This window comes from Sphingobacterium sp. BIGb0165 (genome assembly GCF_024810095.1).
GTDB lineage: Bacteria > Bacteroidota > Bacteroidia > Sphingobacteriales > Sphingobacteriaceae > Sphingobacterium > Sphingobacterium detergens.
In genome coordinates this window covers 687,551-707,170 of record NZ_JANUEB010000001.1, presented here as the reverse complement: position 1 = coordinate 707,170, position 19,620 = coordinate 687,551, and the positions used below count along the sequence as shown (strand labels likewise).

Annotated in this window: 17 protein-coding genes; 4 read left to right on the top strand and 13 right to left on the bottom strand. The window is 38.0% G+C overall.

What is annotated here, in order from left to right:
- Window positions 1-192 precede the first annotated feature (192 nt).
- Window positions 193-912 (top strand): phosphodiester glycosidase family protein, encoded by a 720-nt coding sequence (locus M2408_RS03035; protein WP_259179133.1) that lies wholly within the window; start codon window positions 193-195, stop codon window positions 910-912.
- Between the two features lie 19 nt (window positions 913-931).
- On the opposite strand, the gene M2408_RS03030 is transcribed toward M2408_RS03035, so the two are convergent.
- The 4 genes from M2408_RS03030 to M2408_RS03015 form a co-directional block, all read right to left on the bottom strand.
- Window positions 932-2,005 carry a nitronate monooxygenase family protein gene (locus M2408_RS03030; protein WP_259179132.1) on the bottom strand — a complete coding sequence of 358 codons (1,074 nt, stop codon included), beginning with the start codon at window positions 2,003-2,005 and terminating at the stop codon, window positions 932-934.
- 96 nt (window positions 2,006-2,101) lie between these two features.
- On the bottom strand, window positions 2,102-2,473 hold the full coding sequence (locus M2408_RS03025; protein WP_259179126.1) for a Crp/Fnr family transcriptional regulator: 372 nt from the start codon (window positions 2,471-2,473) through the stop codon (window positions 2,102-2,104).
- A 494-nt stretch (window positions 2,474-2,967) separates the two neighbouring features.
- Complete coding sequence (locus M2408_RS03020; protein WP_259179125.1) at window positions 2,968-3,459, bottom strand: GNAT family N-acetyltransferase; 492 nt, start codon at window positions 3,457-3,459, stop codon at window positions 2,968-2,970.
- 147 nt (window positions 3,460-3,606) lie between these two features.
- On the bottom strand, window positions 3,607-4,527 hold the full coding sequence (locus M2408_RS03015; RefSeq protein ID WP_259179123.1) for an AraC family transcriptional regulator: 921 nt from the start codon (window positions 4,525-4,527) through the stop codon (window positions 3,607-3,609).
- Between M2408_RS03015 and M2408_RS03010 the strand changes: the two genes are divergently transcribed.
- Together M2408_RS03010 and M2408_RS03005 are read left to right on the top strand one after the other, a co-directional pair.
- Window positions 4,528-5,475, top strand: a complete 948-nt coding sequence (locus M2408_RS03010; protein WP_259179122.1) for an NADP-dependent oxidoreductase — start codon at window positions 4,528-4,530, stop codon at window positions 5,473-5,475.
- A 48-nt stretch (window positions 5,476-5,523) separates the two neighbouring features.
- Window positions 5,524-6,105 carry an NAD(P)H-dependent oxidoreductase gene (locus tag M2408_RS03005; protein ID WP_259179121.1) on the top strand — a complete coding sequence of 194 codons (582 nt, stop codon included), beginning with the start codon at window positions 5,524-5,526 and terminating at the stop codon, window positions 6,103-6,105.
- Window positions 6,106-6,154: 49 nt separating this feature from the next.
- On the opposite strand, the gene M2408_RS03000 is transcribed toward M2408_RS03005, so the two are convergent.
- From M2408_RS03000 to M2408_RS02970, 7 genes are all read right to left on the bottom strand, one after another.
- A complete protein-coding gene (locus tag M2408_RS03000; protein WP_259179120.1) occupies window positions 6,155-7,144 on the bottom strand; it encodes a hypothetical protein in 990 nt (329 codons plus the stop codon).
- 332 nt (window positions 7,145-7,476) lie between these two features.
- Entirely contained in the window at window positions 7,477-8,715 is a 1,239-nt protein-coding gene (locus tag M2408_RS02995) for a ComEC/Rec2 family competence protein (protein WP_259179118.1), read from the bottom strand.
- Window positions 8,716-8,717: 2 nt separating this feature from the next.
- The gene (locus tag M2408_RS02990; protein WP_259179117.1) at window positions 8,718-9,635 is read right to left on the bottom strand and encodes a glycerophosphodiester phosphodiesterase family protein; all 918 of its coding nucleotides are present in this window, start codon (window positions 9,633-9,635) and stop codon (window positions 8,718-8,720) included.
- Between the two features lie 25 nt (window positions 9,636-9,660).
- Complete coding sequence (locus M2408_RS02985; RefSeq protein ID WP_259179113.1) at window positions 9,661-11,058, bottom strand: RagB/SusD family nutrient uptake outer membrane protein; 1,398 nt, start codon at window positions 11,056-11,058, stop codon at window positions 9,661-9,663.
- Between the two features lie 72 nt (window positions 11,059-11,130).
- Complete coding sequence (locus M2408_RS02980; protein ID WP_259179111.1) at window positions 11,131-14,601, bottom strand: TonB-dependent receptor; 3,471 nt, start codon at window positions 14,599-14,601, stop codon at window positions 11,131-11,133.
- Between the two features lie 79 nt (window positions 14,602-14,680).
- Window positions 14,681-15,496, bottom strand: coding sequence for a FecR family protein (locus M2408_RS02975; RefSeq protein ID WP_259179109.1), 816 nt, complete (start codon window positions 15,494-15,496; stop codon window positions 14,681-14,683).
- 71 nt (window positions 15,497-15,567) lie between these two features.
- Window positions 15,568-16,050 (bottom strand): RNA polymerase sigma factor, encoded by a 483-nt coding sequence (locus M2408_RS02970; protein WP_257090285.1) that lies wholly within the window; start codon window positions 16,048-16,050, stop codon window positions 15,568-15,570.
- Between the two features lie 450 nt (window positions 16,051-16,500).
- On the opposite strand from M2408_RS02970, the gene M2408_RS02965 reads away from it, so the two are divergent.
- Window positions 16,501-17,406, top strand: a complete 906-nt coding sequence (locus tag M2408_RS02965) for a hypothetical protein (protein ID WP_259179105.1) — start codon at window positions 16,501-16,503, stop codon at window positions 17,404-17,406.
- Between the two features lie 52 nt (window positions 17,407-17,458).
- Here the strand turns inward: M2408_RS02965 and M2408_RS02960 are convergent, their stop codons facing one another.
- Together M2408_RS02960 and M2408_RS02955 are read right to left on the bottom strand one after the other, a co-directional pair.
- On the bottom strand, window positions 17,459-18,130 hold the full coding sequence (locus tag M2408_RS02960) for a hypothetical protein (RefSeq protein WP_259179103.1): 672 nt from the start codon (window positions 18,128-18,130) through the stop codon (window positions 17,459-17,461).
- 435 nt (window positions 18,131-18,565) lie between these two features.
- Window positions 18,566-19,531, bottom strand: coding sequence for an AraC family transcriptional regulator (locus tag M2408_RS02955; RefSeq protein ID WP_259179102.1), 966 nt, complete (start codon window positions 19,529-19,531; stop codon window positions 18,566-18,568).
- Window positions 19,532-19,620: the final 89 nt, after the last annotated feature.

Genomic DNA, 19,620 nt, shown 5'->3' with positions numbered 1-19,620 from the left:
AATGCAACAACCTATATTTCAAATAGTGGAACTTTATCAATATGAAAATCTGTTTTAAAAGCTTTGATATCTAATAGATTCTTTTGATAAAATGGTAAATAATTTCCCATCAAACATTTATAGAAAGTACTATTTTTGTTATATAATCTTTCGAATCTTAATTCAGTCAATAGAATGTTCAGAGCGAAGCCCATGAAAATTATAACCACTTTTATCCTCTCACTCCTTCTCTGCGCGTTATCCTGTAAAGAAAAAATAAAAGATGAGGATCAGTTTGTGATTTATCAGGTAAGCCCTCATAAAAGAACTGTAAGATTATATTGGAAAAACAAAGATCATTCTATCCTGAGAAGTATTGCTCGGCTGAAGAAAGATGTTGAAGGCAGGAACGAAACATTATTGTTTGCCATAAATGGCGGTATGTTTGAGCCCGATAATTCGCCGAAAGGTCTTTATATCGAAAATTTCAAAATACTGAAATCAATTGATACACTAAAAGGCAACGGAAACTTCTATCTTCCTCCTAACGGAATATTTTACCTAACCAGAAATAATCAGGCGAAAATTCTCGAAACCCGAAAATTCAGACAAAGTCCGGAAATCGAGTATGCTACTCAATCTGGGCCAATGCTGCTCATGAATGGAAAAATAAATCCAATTTTCCAAAAAAAATCTAGAAATCTGAATATAAGAAACGGTGTGGGCATTTTGGAAAACGGAGATCTCCTCTTTGTCTTATCTAAAAGAGAGGTCAGTTTTTATAACCTTGCGCAATTTTTCAAAGAATCAGGATGCAAAAACGCGCTATACCTAGATGGTTTTGTTTCCAGGGCCTATCTTCCGGAAAAAAACTGGATACAAAGTGATGGAGACTTTGGAGTCATGATTGGTATATCTGCACCTATGCGGTAATTTTGGATAATTTCCTTTTTTATTCGAATGTTGCCATTTCATCAATAATGTTTTCAATTAAATCTTTGGCCCGATGGAACTTTAAGATTGATGCTGCCTGTCCTGACCAAAATGATTTCAATTCGGGATCAGACTCTGTATTTGCGGGATATGCACCAAGTTTTCCCACGATCTTGCCCTGAAACGGGTACGGAGCCAATTGTTCCTGATAATCCTTCAATTCTTCTGTCAATCTGTTCTTGATTGCTCGAGATAATCTTCCAGTAAATATTTTGGTTAGTGTCGTGTATCGCGCCTCAATGGAGAATAATTTCTGCCGATATGTTTGACTTGCACCTGATTCTTGAGTAGCCAAAAATGCTGTCCCAATCTGTACTGCATCTGCACCCAGTGACAAAGCGGCTTTTACGCCTCGTGAGTCAGCGATACCACCTGCAGCTATAACTGGAATCTTGATTTGATCGGCGATCTGAGGGATCAAGGAAAATGTACCTATGAGACTTTCCTCAGCTTTACCTAGAAATGAGAATCGATGTCCACCGGCGTCAAAGCCTGTAGCGACTACGGCATCAATTCCCGAACTTTCAATCGCAATAGCTTCATCCAGTGTGGTAGCTGCACCTACAGTTTTGATATTTAATTGGCGGCATTTTTCTAAAATATCTACTGAGGGTATGCCATAAACGAAACTAAATACAGCTGGTCTTATTGCGAAAATAGCTTCAATTTGATTCTCAAAAGATGGACTATCAGGGAATGGAAACAGGGGTGGCTCTATTCCTGCTTCATTAAAATAGGGTTTAAATAGTTGAATTACTTCCCGAAGGGTAAGTTCATTAAAATCCTCAATCCTATCATCCTGACTTTTTACCCAAAGATTGAGATTGAAAGGCTTGTTGGTCTTTTCCCTAATTTCTTCTGAAATTGCAATAATTTCATTTGCATAAAAAGGTTGACAACCATAAGAGCCTAATCCTCCACTGTTGGAAACGATAGCAGCAAGATCTGTAGATGATATTTTTCCCCCGAAAGGTCCTTGAACAATAGGCAAATCAATGCCTAGTAACCGAGTAAGTTTTGTGTCATTCCACATTGTTTACATTTTTAATATTTTACAATGTAAAATTCACTCTATTTCTACCACTATAGAAGGATCTACCACACAAAAAAAATGTGATATAGATCAAAATTATTTTGTGGAATAAAGTCGGCTAAGGGTTTCCCGGCTAACGCCAAGATAAGATGCTAAGATGTGCTTTGGTAGTTTCTGTACAAGCGATGGATACTCTAATAGAAATTTTTCATAACGCTGTTTTGCACTACTACTCAGCAAAGAAAGGATCCGATTCTGTAAGGCAACATTCCTACGATTGGTTTTCTTTCTAAAGAAATGTTCGATTTGATGGAACTCACGACATAATTTTTCTCTATTATCGTTACTCAGACACAGTACTTCGGTATCTTCTAGGCAATCAATATTGACAATCGCATTTTTCTGGTAGTAATAGGCTTCATAATCGGTAATCCACCAATCTTTTAATGCAAAAAGTAAAATATGCATCTTTCCATTTTCATCACTATAGTAAGATTTCACGCAACCTGAAAGCAAAAAAAATCAAAAGTAACATGTTGGCCATCTTGTACTAAAAACTGATGTTTTTTAAATTTTTTATATGTAAAGTGACCTAATATGTAATCAAATTCTTCAGGCTGGATAGCAATAATTTTCTGAAACTGATCTCTTAGAATTTCGCTCATGTTAATAACGCATATTTCAACTTATAGAAAGTTTAAGTGGATTTTAATATTCACCCCCTAAAATTACGAAATTAAAATGCTTAGCATAGTAGATTTCAAGGATTAACTTAAATAAATTGACATACATGACCATTGATACATTTTGGAAGGTTTCTTATACTTTGCCTTTCTACAACTGGAAAAACAAAGTGTGAACGATTGTAAGGCCAGGGAGTACGATCACAGCATAAAACACTGTTATATCGATGGGATTTCAGATAAGATGAGCACGGGTCGTTTCATCACACGATTAAAACGCTACAAAACTGCCTTTTCATAGCAATTAAATAGGCCTTTCCGAAAAGTGACAGTACCTACAAATTTATATCCCTTTTTTATATATACAGCATTTGCCTGATTATTCAACGAAAAAGCATCTAAACGGATGGATTTGTATTGATTTTCTAAAGCATATTGTTCTGCATAACGAATCATTTGACTTGAGATCCCCTTTCCTTGAGCAGAGGGTTTTACGTATAGACGATGAATAACAATAAATGGAATTGATGTCTCCCAGCTCAAATCATTATATTCTTCATCATAACGTTCGTTAATTACCATATAAGCCAATACTTTACCCTGTTCTACATAAACAAAACCTTCTCCCCTCTCGATATCCACTGTAAGCGTGTCTTTATTCGGATATTCCTGATCCCACTGGTCAATCCCTTGTTCGTGCATATGTGTTTTAACTTCCCCAAGAATCTTAACCGCTTGGATTAAATCTGTCGAAATAGCTTTCAAAATCATATTTTATAAAAGTACCATTCTCTAGCTACATTTATCCAAAAATTTCCCTAAAAGTAGCTTTATTGGTTGTCTAGAGTACATGGAAAAGGTGCTCAGCGAATTTCAGTAAGATGATATCTGGCTGTTTCTCAAATACTTACTAGTGATTCAAGCACTTTGGGTAGTACGATAAGCTTTAAGGCTTAGACCTTTATGTCTTTTGAAAAACTTGTTGATATGGCTTTCGTCTGCAAACCCAAATTCGTCGGCTATCTCATGAACCCTTCTGTCGCTGAAACGTAGGCGATGTTCAATCTGGCGAATGCGATAGGAAGAAATATAGTGCTGTATTGACTCATTGCACTGCTTTCGGAAATAGTTACCGAGATAGGTTGGAGCTAAGCCGAATTTTTTGGCTATGGCGACAATTTTCAGGCGGTCGGGGTACCGTATGTTTTCCTGTATGTAATCCAGAATATTCAAAATGCGAATATCAGCATTGGGTGAAAGATTATCCGGTTTGATAGCCGAAATATTTCTCGCAGCGATAACTATAATGCCGTTGACAAAATGCCTTAACAGATCTTCTTGGTATACATTATCTTGGTCAACCATACGCTTCATAACATCCATTAAGGACGCGACTGTTTGTTTGTCATCTTTGTCAAGCAAAATCGAGCTTGAAAGATGCGATGCATAGTGTAATAGGCATTCAATATGATCAACCCTTTGCCCGCCATATGTTTTTACATAATTTGGTGCAAATCGGATCACCATAAATTCGCAGGTATTTTGCAGATCAAACGCGTGGTAATCTGTTGGCGTGATCAGAAAAAGATCCCCAGCATCAAAAGCAAGACAATTACCATTGATCGTATGAATTCCATTACCTGATAATACATATACAAATTCAAAAAAATTGAACTGACGATCCCGTAAAGGGCAACAGTCCACTTTTTCATAATAAACCTCCAATGACTTATACAAATTCTCTCTGGCCATGATCGCAAAGATACCCAAATAGACTTGAAATGTACCTGTTTTAATATCATTTATCGGTCTATTTTTGTTCCAATCAAATAGGAACATATGAAAGCAATTGTATTGAAAAAGTTCGGCGGAATTGAAAATTTACACTACAAAGAAATCGAAAAGCCTGATATAAAAGCCAATGAGGTATTGGTGAAAGTGAAAGCAATCAGCATCAATCCGGTCGATGTCAAAGTACGTAGCCGACAGGCACCCCTGGCCGACGCTCTGGTAAAATACGATCCCTTGATCCTAGGATGGGATCTTTCAGGAGAAATAACTGAGTTAGGTAAAGAAGTAACTCAATTCAGTATAGGAAATGAAGTATTTGGGATGATCAATTTCGTTGGGCATGGTAGTGCTTATGCGGAATATGTAGCGGCGCCAGCTGACCAGCTTGCACTGAAACCCCAAAATATAAGCCACACTGAAGCGGCCGCCAGCACATTAGCGGCATTGACGGCCTGGCAGGCCTTTAATAGCTATGGTAAACTGAGACCAACAGACCGAATTCTTATCCATGCAGCCGCGGGTGGTGTCGGACATTTTGCTGTTCAGCTCGCTAAGCATGCCGGTGCCTACGTAATTGCAACGGGATCGGCAACAAACAAAGATTTTGTATTAGGATTAGGTGCAGATGAATACATTGATTATAAAACTATGGACTTTGAGGAGATACTGCAGCCTGTTGACTTTGTCCTCGATGCAATAGGTGGTATCAACTTTCAGAAATCTGTACAAGTCCTAAAATCATTCGGAACAATTGTGGCCTTACCCTCCGGCCATACCAAAAAAGATGAGTTAAAAGCACAGGAGAAAAAGCTCCATGCTTGTTATTTTATGTCCGTTTATTCATGCGGACAAGATATGTCTTACATCGCATCTTTATTGGAGAATGGTATACTGAAGCCCCATATATCCCATATGTTCGAATTTGACGAAATAGCAAAGGCACATATGCAGATTGAAACGGGTCATACAGTAGGCAAAATAGTTGTCAAATTTTAGCAAAAATTAGTTTAGGGGATAAAGATTTACAAATACAGAATTAAAAAAATGAAAAAGATTGTAGTAATTAATGGTCATCCATATAAAGAAAGCTTTAATAGCGTAATCGCGCAAACTTATATGGAATCCGCTCTAACTTCAGGTGCAGAGGTAAGATATATCGCTATTGGTGAGTTGGATTTTAATCCCAATTTACAATTTGGTTATCGCCAACGAATGGAACTTGAACCGGATTTATTAAAGGCTTTGGCAGATATACAATGGAGTGAACATCAGGTATGGATACATCCGTTGTGGTGGCTGGGCATGCCCGCTATTATGAAAGGATTTTTTGATCGGGCTTTTCTACCAGGAATCACATTTAAAACTGTTAAAGGTGAAGTCACTAAGGGCTTATTGGAAGGAAAGACCGCGAGAATAATAACAACTGCAGGAGATTTATCCTTAGACATCTATGAGCAAACTTACAAATCTAGTGGACTTGTTCAGCTGCAAAGTGGAATTTTGGAATACTGTGGTGTAACTTCTTTACAAAGTTGTTTTATAGGACCTCTATACGAACTGGGCGAAGAGGAAAGAAAGGAATTTATTGAAAAGGTAAAAAAAATGGCCGCAATAGATACTGTATAAGAAGAGAAAAAGAAATCAAGGGAAAAGGCTCATCTATTAAATTGGCCTCTTACAAAGGAAACTCTCGTTTTTCCAATATTCCTTCTTTATATATTTCGGTATAAATTAATCGTCCTTTTTTTCTGGTATTTAATATAGGTTCTCCTGTTTCTTCATTGTATTTTTGCAGTAATTTATAAAACTTCCGTGTTCCAACAGGAGAACCATTTTTATACTCCGCTTCCAGATAGGTATAAGGGTCTGTGAATTCCGAATACCGTTGTAAATCAATATGGCGGTTTGATTTAAATTCCATCCATTTACCGTCCTTCTGATGGTTTTTCACCATCCCTTGCTCCTCATCATTTTTATAGAAGCCATCATTATCATAGTATCTGGAAAATTTCCCAGATGGAAGAATCTGGTATTTATGTAAAGGTCTTAATGTTAAGGGGGCTTCGCTAAATTCATAATCCTGTATGGAAATTATATAATTTTCAGCGATGTTAAATAACGTATAGTGCGCAAATCCCATTTCCCCCTCATGATGAAGATATATTCTCTTCATATCAATAGGCTTACTGTCCTTCGTTGAAATTAAGTACACTTTTTCAATAAACGGTTCAGCATAACGGACAGTATTATATACAGCTACAAAGTACAATGAATGCGCTCCATAACTCAGAAAATTAGATGCAATTTTAATAATATCATATTTATCATTTACATTCTCACTAAATGGCAGAAAAACATCATATTCTTCGGGAAGTGATATCAGATCCTTTTTGATTACTTTTTCAAAGTTTAATGCATGGAGTTCTTTCAATTTCTTTTCATTCTGTATGGTAGACAGAATGGCGTCAATACTTCCTTGTTTCGAAATATTTGAATATCCAAATGGTAACGTTATACGGTCAGTTTTATTTTTGTTAAAGAACAATGCTCCCTTATCGGTCGAATGTACTTCTGTGTCTATTGCCTTATTTTCTGTCTGAGCATTACAGTAGCTAGAAAAAAAGGAAAATAAAGTAGTAAAACAAATGATATTAATTTTATACATAAATAGCTAATATAGAAGGGAAAACATCATATACTAATATTCTTCCAAAGAAGAATGACTTCGGATGGTACCCCATACATACAACACAAATATCAATATCTGGTTTCTCAACTTAGTATAAATACTAATATTCGTCTGCTACAATTTAATATTCGTAAATCTATACTTGTAATTATCGATATTCCTTTTATTATTTACCATTTTCAATATGCGAGATACCACCAACGAAAAGAAAGGCCACTTTGAGGTTATCCAAAGTGGCCTAATTATCAATGAATTCTTATTGGTTACCTAAATTGTACCGATGGTTCTGATACAATCGGCAAGGTTCTCTAGTCATCAGCAGTTAGAAGTCCGCTTTCCCATTTAATAGCACGATTGAATTCGTCCAATACATATACTTTGTAACTTTGGCCACCTTCAAATACGCGAAGAATAACGTGTCCACGAAATGACTGATATCCCTTTTGGAACCATGGACCATAAGTAACCAAAATTTCATCATGCATATTGGTTGAAAATAACAACCTATCTTTTCGCTTCCCCAAATTCCGCAGCCTATAGTAAACTTCTTGTCCGGGCTGATCTGAACTATAGACTTGTTGAATAGCAATTTTCGGATCCAGTGTCGCTATAAGGTTTGCGTTGTTGGCATCGCGATTTCCATGATGATCCAATACCATCGCATCTACTCGTCCAACGGCTTTGGCAATAGACGTTTCTACGTCAAACCAAGATGGTACTGAGTCGTCGTGCAAACCGGTATTGTCAGCACCAGCATAGTAGTCAAACTTGCCATAACGGAACTTTAAAGCCATACTCAAAGGATTTTCATTATACTCTCCTTTGTAGAAGTCGAGCATATCTTTAGCTGAAAAAAGTTCAGTCGTTTCATTACTTTGTGGATTCCATACCTGCGCATTATTTTTGATATTCAGAATATGTACCATTGGAAAAGCTTTAGGATCTTTTTTCAACACGATCTGATCTTGGCCTCCAACTTGCAAAGATTGAATGATATACAAACGACTATCAACCAATTGGAGATATCGCTGAAATAGCTTATCATTCTTCAATTTAACTCTTAGATCCAAAGGAAAGTCGTAATTTGGATAATTGCGGTCAATGATAGTTTTAACATCCAGTCTGGGCAGCAGATCCATTACAGCACCATAGTGGTCACTATGGAAATGACTGATAATAGCATAATCCAACACTAGTGGACCTCGCTGACTCCCAGTGGCCCACTCTATATACTCTATAAGCGCATCTTGAATGGCATCAGTCGATGCGTAGCGGGAACCGATCGCTTTCAATGGCGCATTATTTTTCTCAAAACCCTTTTTATCCACTGTTCCAGCATCCAATAAGATACGTGTTCCATCAGGCAACATAATAAAGGTGCAATTTCCCTCTCCTGTATTAATGTGATGTATATCCATGTACCCTTTTTTCCAAAACGGAAGTTTCTGCTGTGCTGAAGTTCCATGCTCGACTGGGGATAGCTGTGCCAACAGTAATGGGGCTTCTAATGCGAAGAATAGCGCTAACATTCCTAGTTTTCTAATCATCTTCATGGGTTCTGTTTTTTGCTCTTTAAATACTTTATCAAAAGTGCCGGACGGTCGGTCTGGATCATGTTAATATGGTTCTCCAGAAACCAATCATAAATAGACGGATCATTTACAGCTATTTCGTCATCATGCCCTGCATTCTGCTTGGGCCAGAGTGAATTAACCCAAACATTGATCCCCTGTTCCCGCAATTCTTGAAATCTTTTCAATACGTCCTCCTGGCCCTTGTTTATCGTGAACTCTACCGCGATGGGTTTATAATTTCGAAGATGGTTATCCAATAAAACCTTCGCATTGGAACTGTTCATATTAATAATTGGCATGAAACTTACCTCTTCAAAACCTTTACCCAGTTTTTCTTTGATTTCCTCATACGATTTATTGGCTTTAAGCACAATCTGATCCAACGTCCCTGTAGATTTAGCTGTCGCATAACAGATAGGGAACAGCTCAAAGCCCTTGTCAATATTAACAAGAATGTGCCCTTTGCAGCTTAACAATGCTTCTTCTAAGGTTGGGATACGATGTGACGTGGCTATACCTAGTCCGTCTTTGAGAAATAGGTTCTTTAAACCGTCCAACGTCCAGTCTCCCACCCTTCCTTTTCCCGTAGTTGTACGGTCAATAGTGGAGTCGTGCATTAATACTGCCTTTCCGTCTTTGGTCAGTTGTACATCGATCTCCACCATATCTACCCCCATTGAAATACAATTTTTGATTGCCTGAACAGAGTTTTCGGGTGCATTGCGCCAATCGCCCCGATGGGCAATGACCCAAACTTTTTCGCTGGGTGAATTCCGTAGTTGCGCTGTCGTCCGCTCGATATTCGTAGTGCTGGCAGCCCTCTCCTGCGCTGGTAACTGCTGTACAAAAAATAACAGCATATAGAAATAAAATAGCTTGATATTTATATTCATGGATTTAAAAGCCTCAATTTTTTTATTATTTAGTATAACCTGGGTTTTGTACGATACTCTGGTCAGTCGCGGTCTGACTTGCAGGAATAGGAAGCAACAACTTATTGTTGTCTGTCAATCCCAAAACTAGCGCAGCACGTCCCCGACGGATAATATCAAACCAGCGGTGGCCTTCAAAAACGAGTTCTTTGCGACGCTGCATATCAATTTCCTCAAAAATATCTTGCTTTGTCAACGCTCCTTTATAAGGGCCTATACCTGCGCGCATCCGGATTTGATCAAGGTACTTCAAGGCTGATGTGGTACTGCCCAACTCATTTTCAATTTCAGCAAGCATCAGCAGTACGTCCGCATAACGCAAGACAACAAAATCACTGCCGGCATCTTCAACGACAGTAACCGGAACGGCAATTTTATTGCTATAGGCTAAACCTGAAACTAAGCTTTTGACATAGCTTCCTTTCCGTTTGTCCTGATCTGTAAATAGACCATAGAACTTGCTACTCAGCACACCATGACCTTTGGTTCCAGTCATCTTTCCTTCCACACGTCCAGTCGGATTAAACATCCGATAAGCGTCAGTCCCTTCGCTGTTGGAATTAACACCTGAAGCATACTGAACAGCAAAAATAATTTCCTTATTTAATTCATTGGCCACTGGAAAGACCTGTGTGATATCATCAAGCAACCCTTGTCCTGAGGCAGGACTAATCACTTCATCCAAAAAGGTTTTGGCATTCTGAAAATTACCTAAGGTTAGTTCGACTTTCCCCATTAATGTTTGCGCAGCCGATTTTGTCGCACGGCCTTTATTGGACTCTGTACGTGTTGGCAGCAAAGCAATAGCCTCTTTAAGATCTGTTTTTATCTGGTCGTAAACCTTTGCCTTTTCTGTACGGCCCTGACCAAATAGCTCCTGTGGATCTTTAATCTCATCAACCACAAGTGGCACATCCCCAAAACAGCGTACCAAATTAAAATAAAGCAAGGCGCGGATAAACTTCATTTCACCGATCCTATTTGATTTCAATTCTTCTTTGTTGAACGAAATGTCCTTAATTCTGTTGAGTACAATATTTGCATTCTGAATAGCCATATAGTGATCTCTCCAAACTGCCTCAATGAGGCCGCTTTGTGGTATATTGGTAAAATTGTCCAACATGCCATACTCGCCATTATCATTGGCTGGAGTTTCATCATAAGCGTCCTCACCGGGGATTTCACCAATGGCCAGCATGCCCAAGTTATAGATTCCTTTAAACTGTAATGAACCATAGGTTGCATTTATCGCTTCTTCGATTTCCTTTTCATTTCGGTAAAATCGTTGCGCAACCTTCTCTGTTTCAGGATAGATCTTAAGTTCCTTTGTACAGCTCAGCATAGTAGCCGAACCAATCAAAAATATGTAGATTATTTTTTTCATCTCAATAAACTCCGTTCGTATAATTAATTTCTCTATTGACATTTCGTCTAAACGATGTTGTCATGGTTATCTTTAATAAGTTGCTTTGAGTCCAAAAGTTATTGTCCTCGCAATTGGATAGTTTCCTCCTGTATTGTATCCCGATGTTAGAATATTTCCCATGGTGGTACCATCGGGATTCCAGCCCCTAAACTTGGTCTTTGTAAATAAATTGGTACCTGAAACATAAAGCTGCAGGTCACTTAACTTTATCTTTTTCAAAAAGCTTGAATCAAAGGTATAGGCGAGGCGCACATTTCGTAACCGAAAGTAGTCGCCATTATTACGTTGCACGACAACAGAGCTGCGCACCAGCTTTCGGCTATTGGAAAAGTTACCAAAATTAGGCTGTCCCAGAAACCCTCCGGGATTGTTTTCGGGATGATATCTGTTTTCAAAATAGTACTGCGAGGGAACAGCGAAGCCTTCGCCAGATTCAGTCAGTGAAGACATATCTCCGTCCAGCAATGTCCGTCCATAAATACCGGCGAAATCAAAACTAAAGTTAAATCGCTTATATGTAATATCTGAGCCAAAACCATAAGTCCACTTTGGTGCGTATGAACCTTTTGAGGTTTTATCCTCCTCATTGATCTTGCCATCGTTGTTGACATCGATTACGCGATAATCCCCTGTCAGCGTTCCGTCAAGATGTGGCGAATTATCTATCTCCGCCTGCGTTTTATATACACCATCAACTGTATAGGCGTAGATCTCCGCAATAGAACCACCTACTTTAGTCACGAAATTTTGATCGACACCAGTGGCTATCTTGTTTTGACCCGGCCCTAGCGCCAACACTTTGTTGCTATTACGCGTAGCATTGGCATTAAAACCAATAGCGACCTTACCAATCATAAAATTATTACCGGATAATTGAGCTTCAAAACCTTTGTTCTCCATTTCTCCAACATTTGCAAGCGCCTCGCTATAACCTGATTGAGCCGGGACAGGTACTTTGAGCAATAATCCTTTGGTATTCGTTTTGTAATAAGCCAATGAGATATTTAACCTATTTTTTAAAAATCCTAGATCCAAGCCTATATTTTGCGCATTGGCAATTTCCCAACCAAGGTTGGGATTGGAAGATGTACTCGTAATATACCCTGGTGCAACCGTTGATCCATTGAGATAATCATAGTTGTATTTAGTATAGTCATTCACATTGGTAACCAACGCATAAGAACTATAGTTGCCAATTTGGTTATTTCCTGTCTTTCCCCAACTTAAAGCTAATTTGGCAAAATTTAGAAAATCATTTTCAGGAAAGAAATTCTCTTTGCTCATAACCCATCCAACGGATGCTGATGGAAAGTTTCCCCATCGGTTGTTTTCACCAAATCGAGAAGAACCATCACGGCGTAGCGCTAGCGAGACGAGATACTTCGCATCATAATCATATTGAATACGAGAAAGAAAGGATTCTAATGTCCACATATCAATCTTAGGAACTGATCTTGTTGCGCTCGCACCCGCAATGTTCTGAATATTGTCATCTGCATATCCTGTCCCCGTAGTTTTATTTAAATTGATCCGTTCTTTCTGAAAAGTATGACCTATCAACACGTTAAATGAGTGCTTTCGAATCCGGTAGTCATAATTCAAGGTATTCTCTACGAGATAATTATAAGTTGATATCCGAGTTTGTGTACCATCTGCGTCTGGTCTGGGTGCCGGAATACGATATGCCCCTACACTTAAAGGATAATAGAAATCGGCTAAGTAGGAATCGTAATCACCACCTAGGCTAAAACGGTATTTTAACCCTTTAATAATCTCATAATTGAGAAAGATATTACCAAATGTTTTGAACCGCTGGTTGAGGTTTTTGACCAATGTTGACGTCGCTAGCAAATTCTCCACGGGTGTACCATTAATCGCTACCCCTTCCAGAATACGTTGCTCTTGTACCAATTGGTCACTGATATTCAAACTACCATCTGCCTTGTAAGGACTATAAAATGGGAAAGACAGTGGTATTAATCCCAGAGCGCCATCGCTTCTGCTAGATTGATCTCGTGCATTTTGGTGAGTATAACTTGGTTTGAGATGAATCCCGAAATCAAGTTTACTTGATATTTTGGTTTCCAAATTAACGGCAGCAGAATAGCGTTGCATATCAGACCCAATAACGACTCCTTTTTGGTTAAAATACCCGAGTGAGGTGTAGAACTTTGACTGTGCTCCGCCGCCGCTGATATTAACATTGTAGTTGGACATTGGTGCTGTTCGAAACGCTAAATCCATCCAGTCTGTATTTGTTAAACCTTGCTGATCGTCGAGATAAGGTCTTAGATAATCCAGTGAAAGCTCTCTCCCATCAATGTTCTTGCCATTGATTTTTTTCGTAACACGTACCAAATTTAGGTCAGAAGCATTGCGATTCCTTGGATCTTTGGATACATAACCCCAATCTCGAGCTTCAGACAGGAATTGAGCCGACTGATAACCGTCCACAAGTTTTACGCCCGATGTCTGCTGCTGGAAGCCGTAATAGGTATCAAAGCCTACTTTGGTCTTTTCTGCCCCCATCTTGCCCTCTTTGGTTGTCACCAGGATAACACCATTGGCAGCGCGTGAACCGTAAATTGCGGCGGATGCAGCATCTTTTAGAATATTAATACTTGCTATATCCGAAGGATTGATCGAGTTTAATGTATTTCCTTCGGATAGAGGGAAACCGTCAACTACAATCAAAGGACTTGCCCCAGCAGTCAATGTACCTCGTCCCCGAATGACAATTTGAGCGCTCGCTCCCGGTTGGCCGTCGGCCTGATTGATGACAACACCGGAAACCTTCCCTGCCAATTGCTGCTCAAAACTGGCCGCCGCAGTCTTCTCTAGGCTTTTGGCGTCAATCTTACTGACAGCACCTACGACTTTCGCCCGAGATTGCTCGCCATACCCAATCACCACGATTTCATCCAACAATCTATTTTTGGTATTTAATTTAATGTCAAGCTGATCTTGGCTCTCTATTGTTGTACGGAAGGTATCATAGCCCACATGAGAAACCATCAAAACTTTTTCTGACACGTTGGGCACAGCTAGTCGATAACTCCCATCTGCTTGAGACAATGTTTTAACGCTGCTATTCAGAAATTCTACCGTAACACCACTAACAGGTTTGTTGTCTTGATCACGGATAACACCAACTAGGATCTGTTGTTGTTTCGCTATCTTTATCAAACGTTTTACCGTAAGAACCTTATCCTTAACAAAGAAATCCAGCGGAAAATTCTTTTTGAGGAAACTTATTGATTCGTTCATCGTTTTAAACTGAAGAGCTGTTTCCTCCACATAAAGTCCCTGCAGGTCACTTTCTACATAGTACACTTGGTAACCAAACTGCTTTCCCAAGTTGTTGATCGCTGAGCGTAAGGACAGTGATTTTAGATTGGCCTGCTGACCAAGAGTGTAAGGGGCCGCATTTGTCGATTCAGGAAAAGCGGCCCAAAACAATGAAAAAAGTATAGCAGAGGCTATAAAACTATTTTTTTTCATAAATTTGAAATGATTTGAAAATTGATTCTAGTTATTTGAATTGATTTATTCACCGGTAATGGCTGTTACCGGTGTTTTTTTATTTTAAGCTATATTGTTGTTCATTAATTCGCGTCGGTTTTAGGTTTAATGGGAAAGATATAATCTGTAGGATATCCTCAAAATTACCACTGAAAGCACCACTCACAACTTTGTCCTTTAAGCTAGCTGGATAAGCTATTTTGATCTGGTAAGATTCTTCCAGTTGTTGTAATACGACAGCTAGCTCAGTGTGGTCAAACTTAAAAGTTTTTCTAGCGGATGGTAGCATATAATGCTTTTGTGTCGATCCCGCTTTAAAACACCAGGCCTCTTCGGGCATTAAATAGGTTGTATTCCCATCTTTATTAATCTTAACTTTTCCCTCAAATAACTGCACACGATGGTCGGTATCCGTTTGAATAAGGTCAAACTTTGTGCCCAGCACTTCAACATCAAAATCCATTGCATCAATCTGAAAAGGTTTATTTTTGTCCTTAGCGATATCAAAATATCCTTTCCCTCTGAAAGCTACTTTTCGTATGCTACTCCCAAATTCGGTAGATATAGTCAGCTCACTAAAGGGTTCCATGATGATATGGCTACCATCTTTAAGGTATATAGTGTCACGATTGTCTATTGTCACAAAAGTGTACCGTTGTGCTGCATTTTTGGGTTGGAATATAAACCATGCTCCTAACAGCAATACGGGAAGAATAAGTAGCATACTTTTCCTCTTTTTTCTTTTAGCCTGTTCCTTTTTCTGGATACGTTGATCAATGTTTTCCCATAAGGATTCAGACGTCTCCTGCTTCACGGAGGGGGCCTCTGAAATTGCATCCCAGATTTCTTTCGGATCTTTTTTTCCTTTCGCCATATCGTATAGATGGTATCTATAAACTATTACGTCTATACCCCGATATCGTACACCCCCTATTTAGAAAAAAATTAAAAATTAGCCCGAAGAAAAGTCATTGCTTTGTTGATCTGCTTAGCAACGGCTGTTTTGGATATTTTGAATTTATGAGCAATCTCACTGTAACTTAACTCATCCACAACACTATCAAGTACCATTATTTTTCGACGTTCTGGCAGAGCTGACAATAATAAATTCAGTTTGTCTACTTTGATCTGATAGGCAGATTCGTCAAACCTCTCTTCGATTTCTGTCAGCTCGTATGCGCTATCAAGGGAAGTAAATTGAACCTTTTGTTTTCTATAAAAATTGGCAATTTCCTGTTTGGAGGTTTTAAAAATTATTGCTTCTGGATTGGATACCCCATATAGCTTATGAACATAACGCCACAGGTGAATAAAAACTTCCTGTACTACATCTGCAGCATCATCTTGGGATTCAATATAGTATTGAACGAATAAAAATACTTTCTTATGGTATCTATTAAATAGGTCTTTGAAGTACTCCTTCTTCATAACGATTTTTATTCAAATCAGACAAACGATGTCTAAAAGCTAACTCATAATTGGATAAGGTCTTTTACCTTTTACAGATAAATCTACAAAATTAGTAAGAACCCTACAATCCAAATTGAATATTAAGTTGTTCCAATAAGTTCACCAGACAAAAATACAAAGCCTATCACCATTATATGAGCAAAGTAGCAGATTTCATAATTTCTTAACACGAACTTGTATTTAAAATATGATATCCACCATGTACTGATAATTTTTGTCCTGCTTGATCCTTTTGGTTAATTCACACAACTATAAACCTACTTTTCGATATAAAGATTCAAGTCTCAGGTTTCTCCCAAAAAGTAACTAGTAACAAAAAAGAGAAACTATTCTTCTCTGGTACGTTATTTCAGTTAGATTTTTAGGATGATCGCGTCATTGCTTATATTTGAAAGTGAATGAAGAAATATGGATTACAAAAAATATCTAGACACGCGAATTAAAGAAACCGAATCAACCCTTAACAGTAGAATAAAAAGCAACGATTTCAATTATTTTTATAATTGCATTGATAGGTTTCTTGAAGAGAATGAAGAAATATTTTCTGAGACCTTCACCGAATTCGGGATACAATTTGAAAATGAATATCACATAGCAGAAGTCTTTCAAAAAATATTCTATGTCAAGTCGGAGCTTGGCATTATTGAATTCAACAAACAACCTAATATTGAAAACTTTACGAAGTTGATTAACGCTTACTACTGGCTTAATTTGGCTTTTATAAAAGGATATAAAACGAATCGTGAGGTAAAAGGGGAGTTTTTTCAAGATACGGTTTTTGCTGCATTATTGGCCTATTGTTTTTATCCGCATGCTTTAGCTGCAACACTGAATTATTTGACCGTGATATACAACGAATCTTTCAAAGACGAGAAGGAAATGGTCGCTCCTGAAAGAAGAAAATACAACAAATATTATGGTTATTCAGATGTATTTCAGTTGTTAAGAGTACTCGTTTCGACGCCTGAAAATGTAGCTTTTAAAGCTATGATCGATGTACCTATCGAAGAGAATTATCAGTTTGTCATTGATCATTGTCTGAGTGAAGATCGTAATCTTGTCAACACGGTGTTGGAAAGATTAGCGAAATTTCATGTGAATAATAGCGGTGAATCATATTTGGACACATTCAATCATGCTTGTTGGAAAGTTTTTCCCTTGGAACTGATCAGTATTTTAATCTGTAGAAAAAGAAAAGGATTATCCAATGAAGGAATCAGTCATCCTTTAATTAAAGCATTCATTCCATTTATCTACAGCACTGCATTGCTTCCTGCTGACGAATTAACGAAAAAGTTGGAAAAGAAGATTTAGCTTAAAAATGGACAAGAAATATCTGTCACATTCGTATAGTAATATTTAGAGTTTATTCCTGGTGGAAGCTGGCTCTGGACTTATGTTTTTTTGTCAAGTATCCGGTCAAATAGGTCCGAATATCTTTTGGAAGACCACTCAGCATAACTTTTAAGCTTTGGACAGGTTTACAGTCCTTTCCTTCTCCACAATAATAGTCTAGATGGAAGATATAGTCCTTGTTTCCATAAATGACAATATAGGATACTTTCATATCATAGCTCTCATATCCCCCACAGTAATAAAAAGGAATGATAGCCGCCTTTCGCCCACCAAGGTTCTGGATATGTATTTCTTCCTTTACGAAGTAGATTAACGACATTTGAGAATAGGGATATGTGTAGACCACAGATGTAGAACTTTTTTTGTTTTTCACACGCGCTTCGATCTGGGTGAGTACTCCATCAAATCTAGACGAATCAGCATTGCAGGGATTCGTAACTTTTACGTGCAATGTGTTTTTTCCATATGCATCTTGATAGACGCGTTTCGTCACGATGGTATCAAAGACCTGCAGTTCCGAAACACTTCGAACGGTATCTTGCAGATACCTCCTCGAGGTTGCGAAACACGTAGTAGTAAAGAGAAGCAACACCATAAATATGGTACAGCTAGAAATTGTGGCAATATACCCTCGAGAAATCGCTACAACGGGCATATTATGTATATTTATCGGTTTTGCCATGTGCATAGGTTCATAAAAAATGGTATCATTTCGTCTGTATAATCGAGCAAAATCTGTTCCAACATAGGGTCATTTTGCTGTCTTTGAGTTCTTGCTTGTACAAGGTCAATTTTTCGATTATTACCATCGGTATCGGACGCATTTCTGATTTTGCTTTTCAATATCTACATCCATTTTTTTATATTATATCCTTTGAAATTGACAATTCACTAATTAAATATACATTTCAGATCTGAATATACTTATGTCATTTATTATTCGTGTTTAATGGATTTATATTCGCTTAAAAATTCTTTCGTTCTGTGATCCTCAGCTGAAAAATGGTCTCTCAAAACTGTACATTGGCTGCAACTTCTTATACCTTACTGAAATTAGACTATCCAATCACACTTACCACAAACAATATCACCATAATTTCAGGTTTACACTGCAGGATCAGACATTAATCATCGTATATTGTTTTGGGTTGATACCGAAATGCTCCTTGAATACTTTTGAAAAATGGCTTAGGTTGGTAAAACCGAGTTTATAACCAACCTCTGAAACGGAATACTTTTTTTCTTCCAAGAGAAGAGCGGCTTTTTTTATTCTGAACTTCTGATAATAACTAAATATACTGTCGCCGAAAATCTGCCTAAATAGTCGCTTTAGTTTAGTAGGGCTCATAGCCGCTTCAAGTGCGAGCTCTCCAATAACAGGAGGCGTTTCGAGGTGGTCAAGGATTTGATCTTTTATTCTATACAGGATTGCGATATCGTGGTTGCTCAAAGCGTACATACATTTCTCATCCCGCTTTTCCAGTTCCATCAATAGCCTGCAGATCATTTCCTCTGCTTTGATTCTTCGAAAGAACAGTTCGAACGTTTCGTCAACAGTTTCCGATACAATCTCATCGACCACTTTCTGCAAAGAAGGCGAAATGATCTGTTCAAAAAGATAAGGTTGTGTATTCTGAAGGAGACTTTGTAAAACCGAAGACTGCGCTGATATGCTAAATAATTTACTCAGATAGCTGGCCTCTACTTCAATATTAATAGTTGACGTATTGGAATGGATGGAAATTATCTCATCTGTATTAATACGACTGGTTCCTATCAAAACGGTAGGTATTTCTTTGGGATTTGTTCCCATAGATAATGATCCAAGTCTGGGAAAGATGTTCTGGAACTTAAAAAATATAACCTTTTTTGCATCATCACGCTCTAGATTATCAATCACAACATCCTGATTCAACTCGTAGTTACTGATCAACATCCTCATATGTGCATTAAAAACAAACCCACTGCAGTATCCGTTTCCATATTCGTTGGGGATCTCTAATTTTCTTCTTTTAATTTCAGTTCCAAGGAAATAAGCCAGCTTTTGAAGAACAAGGGGAGTTGTCTGATCATCTTTTTTCATAAAAGTCTTTTATAGCTATTTTTGGGTCTAATGTAATTATTTTATTCCTTAAAAGGCAGCCAATTTTGTATTGATCTTAAACAATACAA

Excerpts from the sequence above, each read along its gene's own strand:
- M2408_RS03035 (WP_259179133.1), top strand. The coding sequence starts at position 193 with ATGAAAATTATAACCACTTTTATCCTCTCACTCCTTCTCTGCGCGTTA.
- M2408_RS03030 (WP_259179132.1), bottom strand. The coding sequence starts at position 2,005 with ATGTGGAATGACACAAAACTTACTCGGTTACTAGGCATTGATTTGCCT.
- M2408_RS03025 (WP_259179126.1), bottom strand. The coding sequence starts at position 2,473 with ATGCATATTTTACTTTTTGCATTAAAAGATTGGTGGATTACCGATTAT.
- M2408_RS03020 (WP_259179125.1), bottom strand. The coding sequence starts at position 3,459 with ATGATTTTGAAAGCTATTTCGACAGATTTAATCCAAGCGGTTAAGATT.
- M2408_RS03015 (WP_259179123.1), bottom strand. The coding sequence starts at position 4,527 with ATGTTCCTATTTGATTGGAACAAAAATAGACCGATAAATGATATTAAA.
- M2408_RS03010 (WP_259179122.1), top strand. The coding sequence starts at position 4,528 with ATGAAAGCAATTGTATTGAAAAAGTTCGGCGGAATTGAAAATTTACAC.
- M2408_RS03005 (WP_259179121.1), top strand. The coding sequence starts at position 5,524 with ATGAAAAAGATTGTAGTAATTAATGGTCATCCATATAAAGAAAGCTTT.
- M2408_RS03000 (WP_259179120.1), bottom strand. The coding sequence starts at position 7,144 with ATGTATAAAATTAATATCATTTGTTTTACTACTTTATTTTCCTTTTTT.
- M2408_RS02995 (WP_259179118.1), bottom strand. The coding sequence starts at position 8,715 with ATGATTAGAAAACTAGGAATGTTAGCGCTATTCTTCGCATTAGAAGCC.
- M2408_RS02990 (WP_259179117.1), bottom strand. The coding sequence starts at position 9,635 with ATGAATATAAATATCAAGCTATTTTATTTCTATATGCTGTTATTTTTT.
- M2408_RS02985 (WP_259179113.1), bottom strand. The coding sequence starts at position 11,058 with ATGAAAAAAATAATCTACATATTTTTGATTGGTTCGGCTACTATGCTG.
- M2408_RS02980 (WP_259179111.1), bottom strand. The coding sequence starts at position 14,601 with ATGAAAAAAAATAGTTTTATAGCCTCTGCTATACTTTTTTCATTGTTT.
- M2408_RS02975 (WP_259179109.1), bottom strand. The coding sequence starts at position 15,496 with ATGGCGAAAGGAAAAAAAGATCCGAAAGAAATCTGGGATGCAATTTCA.
- M2408_RS02970 (WP_257090285.1), bottom strand. The coding sequence starts at position 16,050 with ATGAAGAAGGAGTACTTCAAAGACCTATTTAATAGATACCATAAGAAA.
- M2408_RS02965 (WP_259179105.1), top strand. The coding sequence starts at position 16,501 with ATGGATTACAAAAAATATCTAGACACGCGAATTAAAGAAACCGAATCA.
- M2408_RS02960 (WP_259179103.1), bottom strand. The coding sequence starts at position 18,130 with ATGGCAAAACCGATAAATATACATAATATGCCCGTTGTAGCGATTTCT.
- M2408_RS02955 (WP_259179102.1), bottom strand. The coding sequence starts at position 19,531 with ATGAAAAAAGATGATCAGACAACTCCCCTTGTTCTTCAAAAGCTGGCT.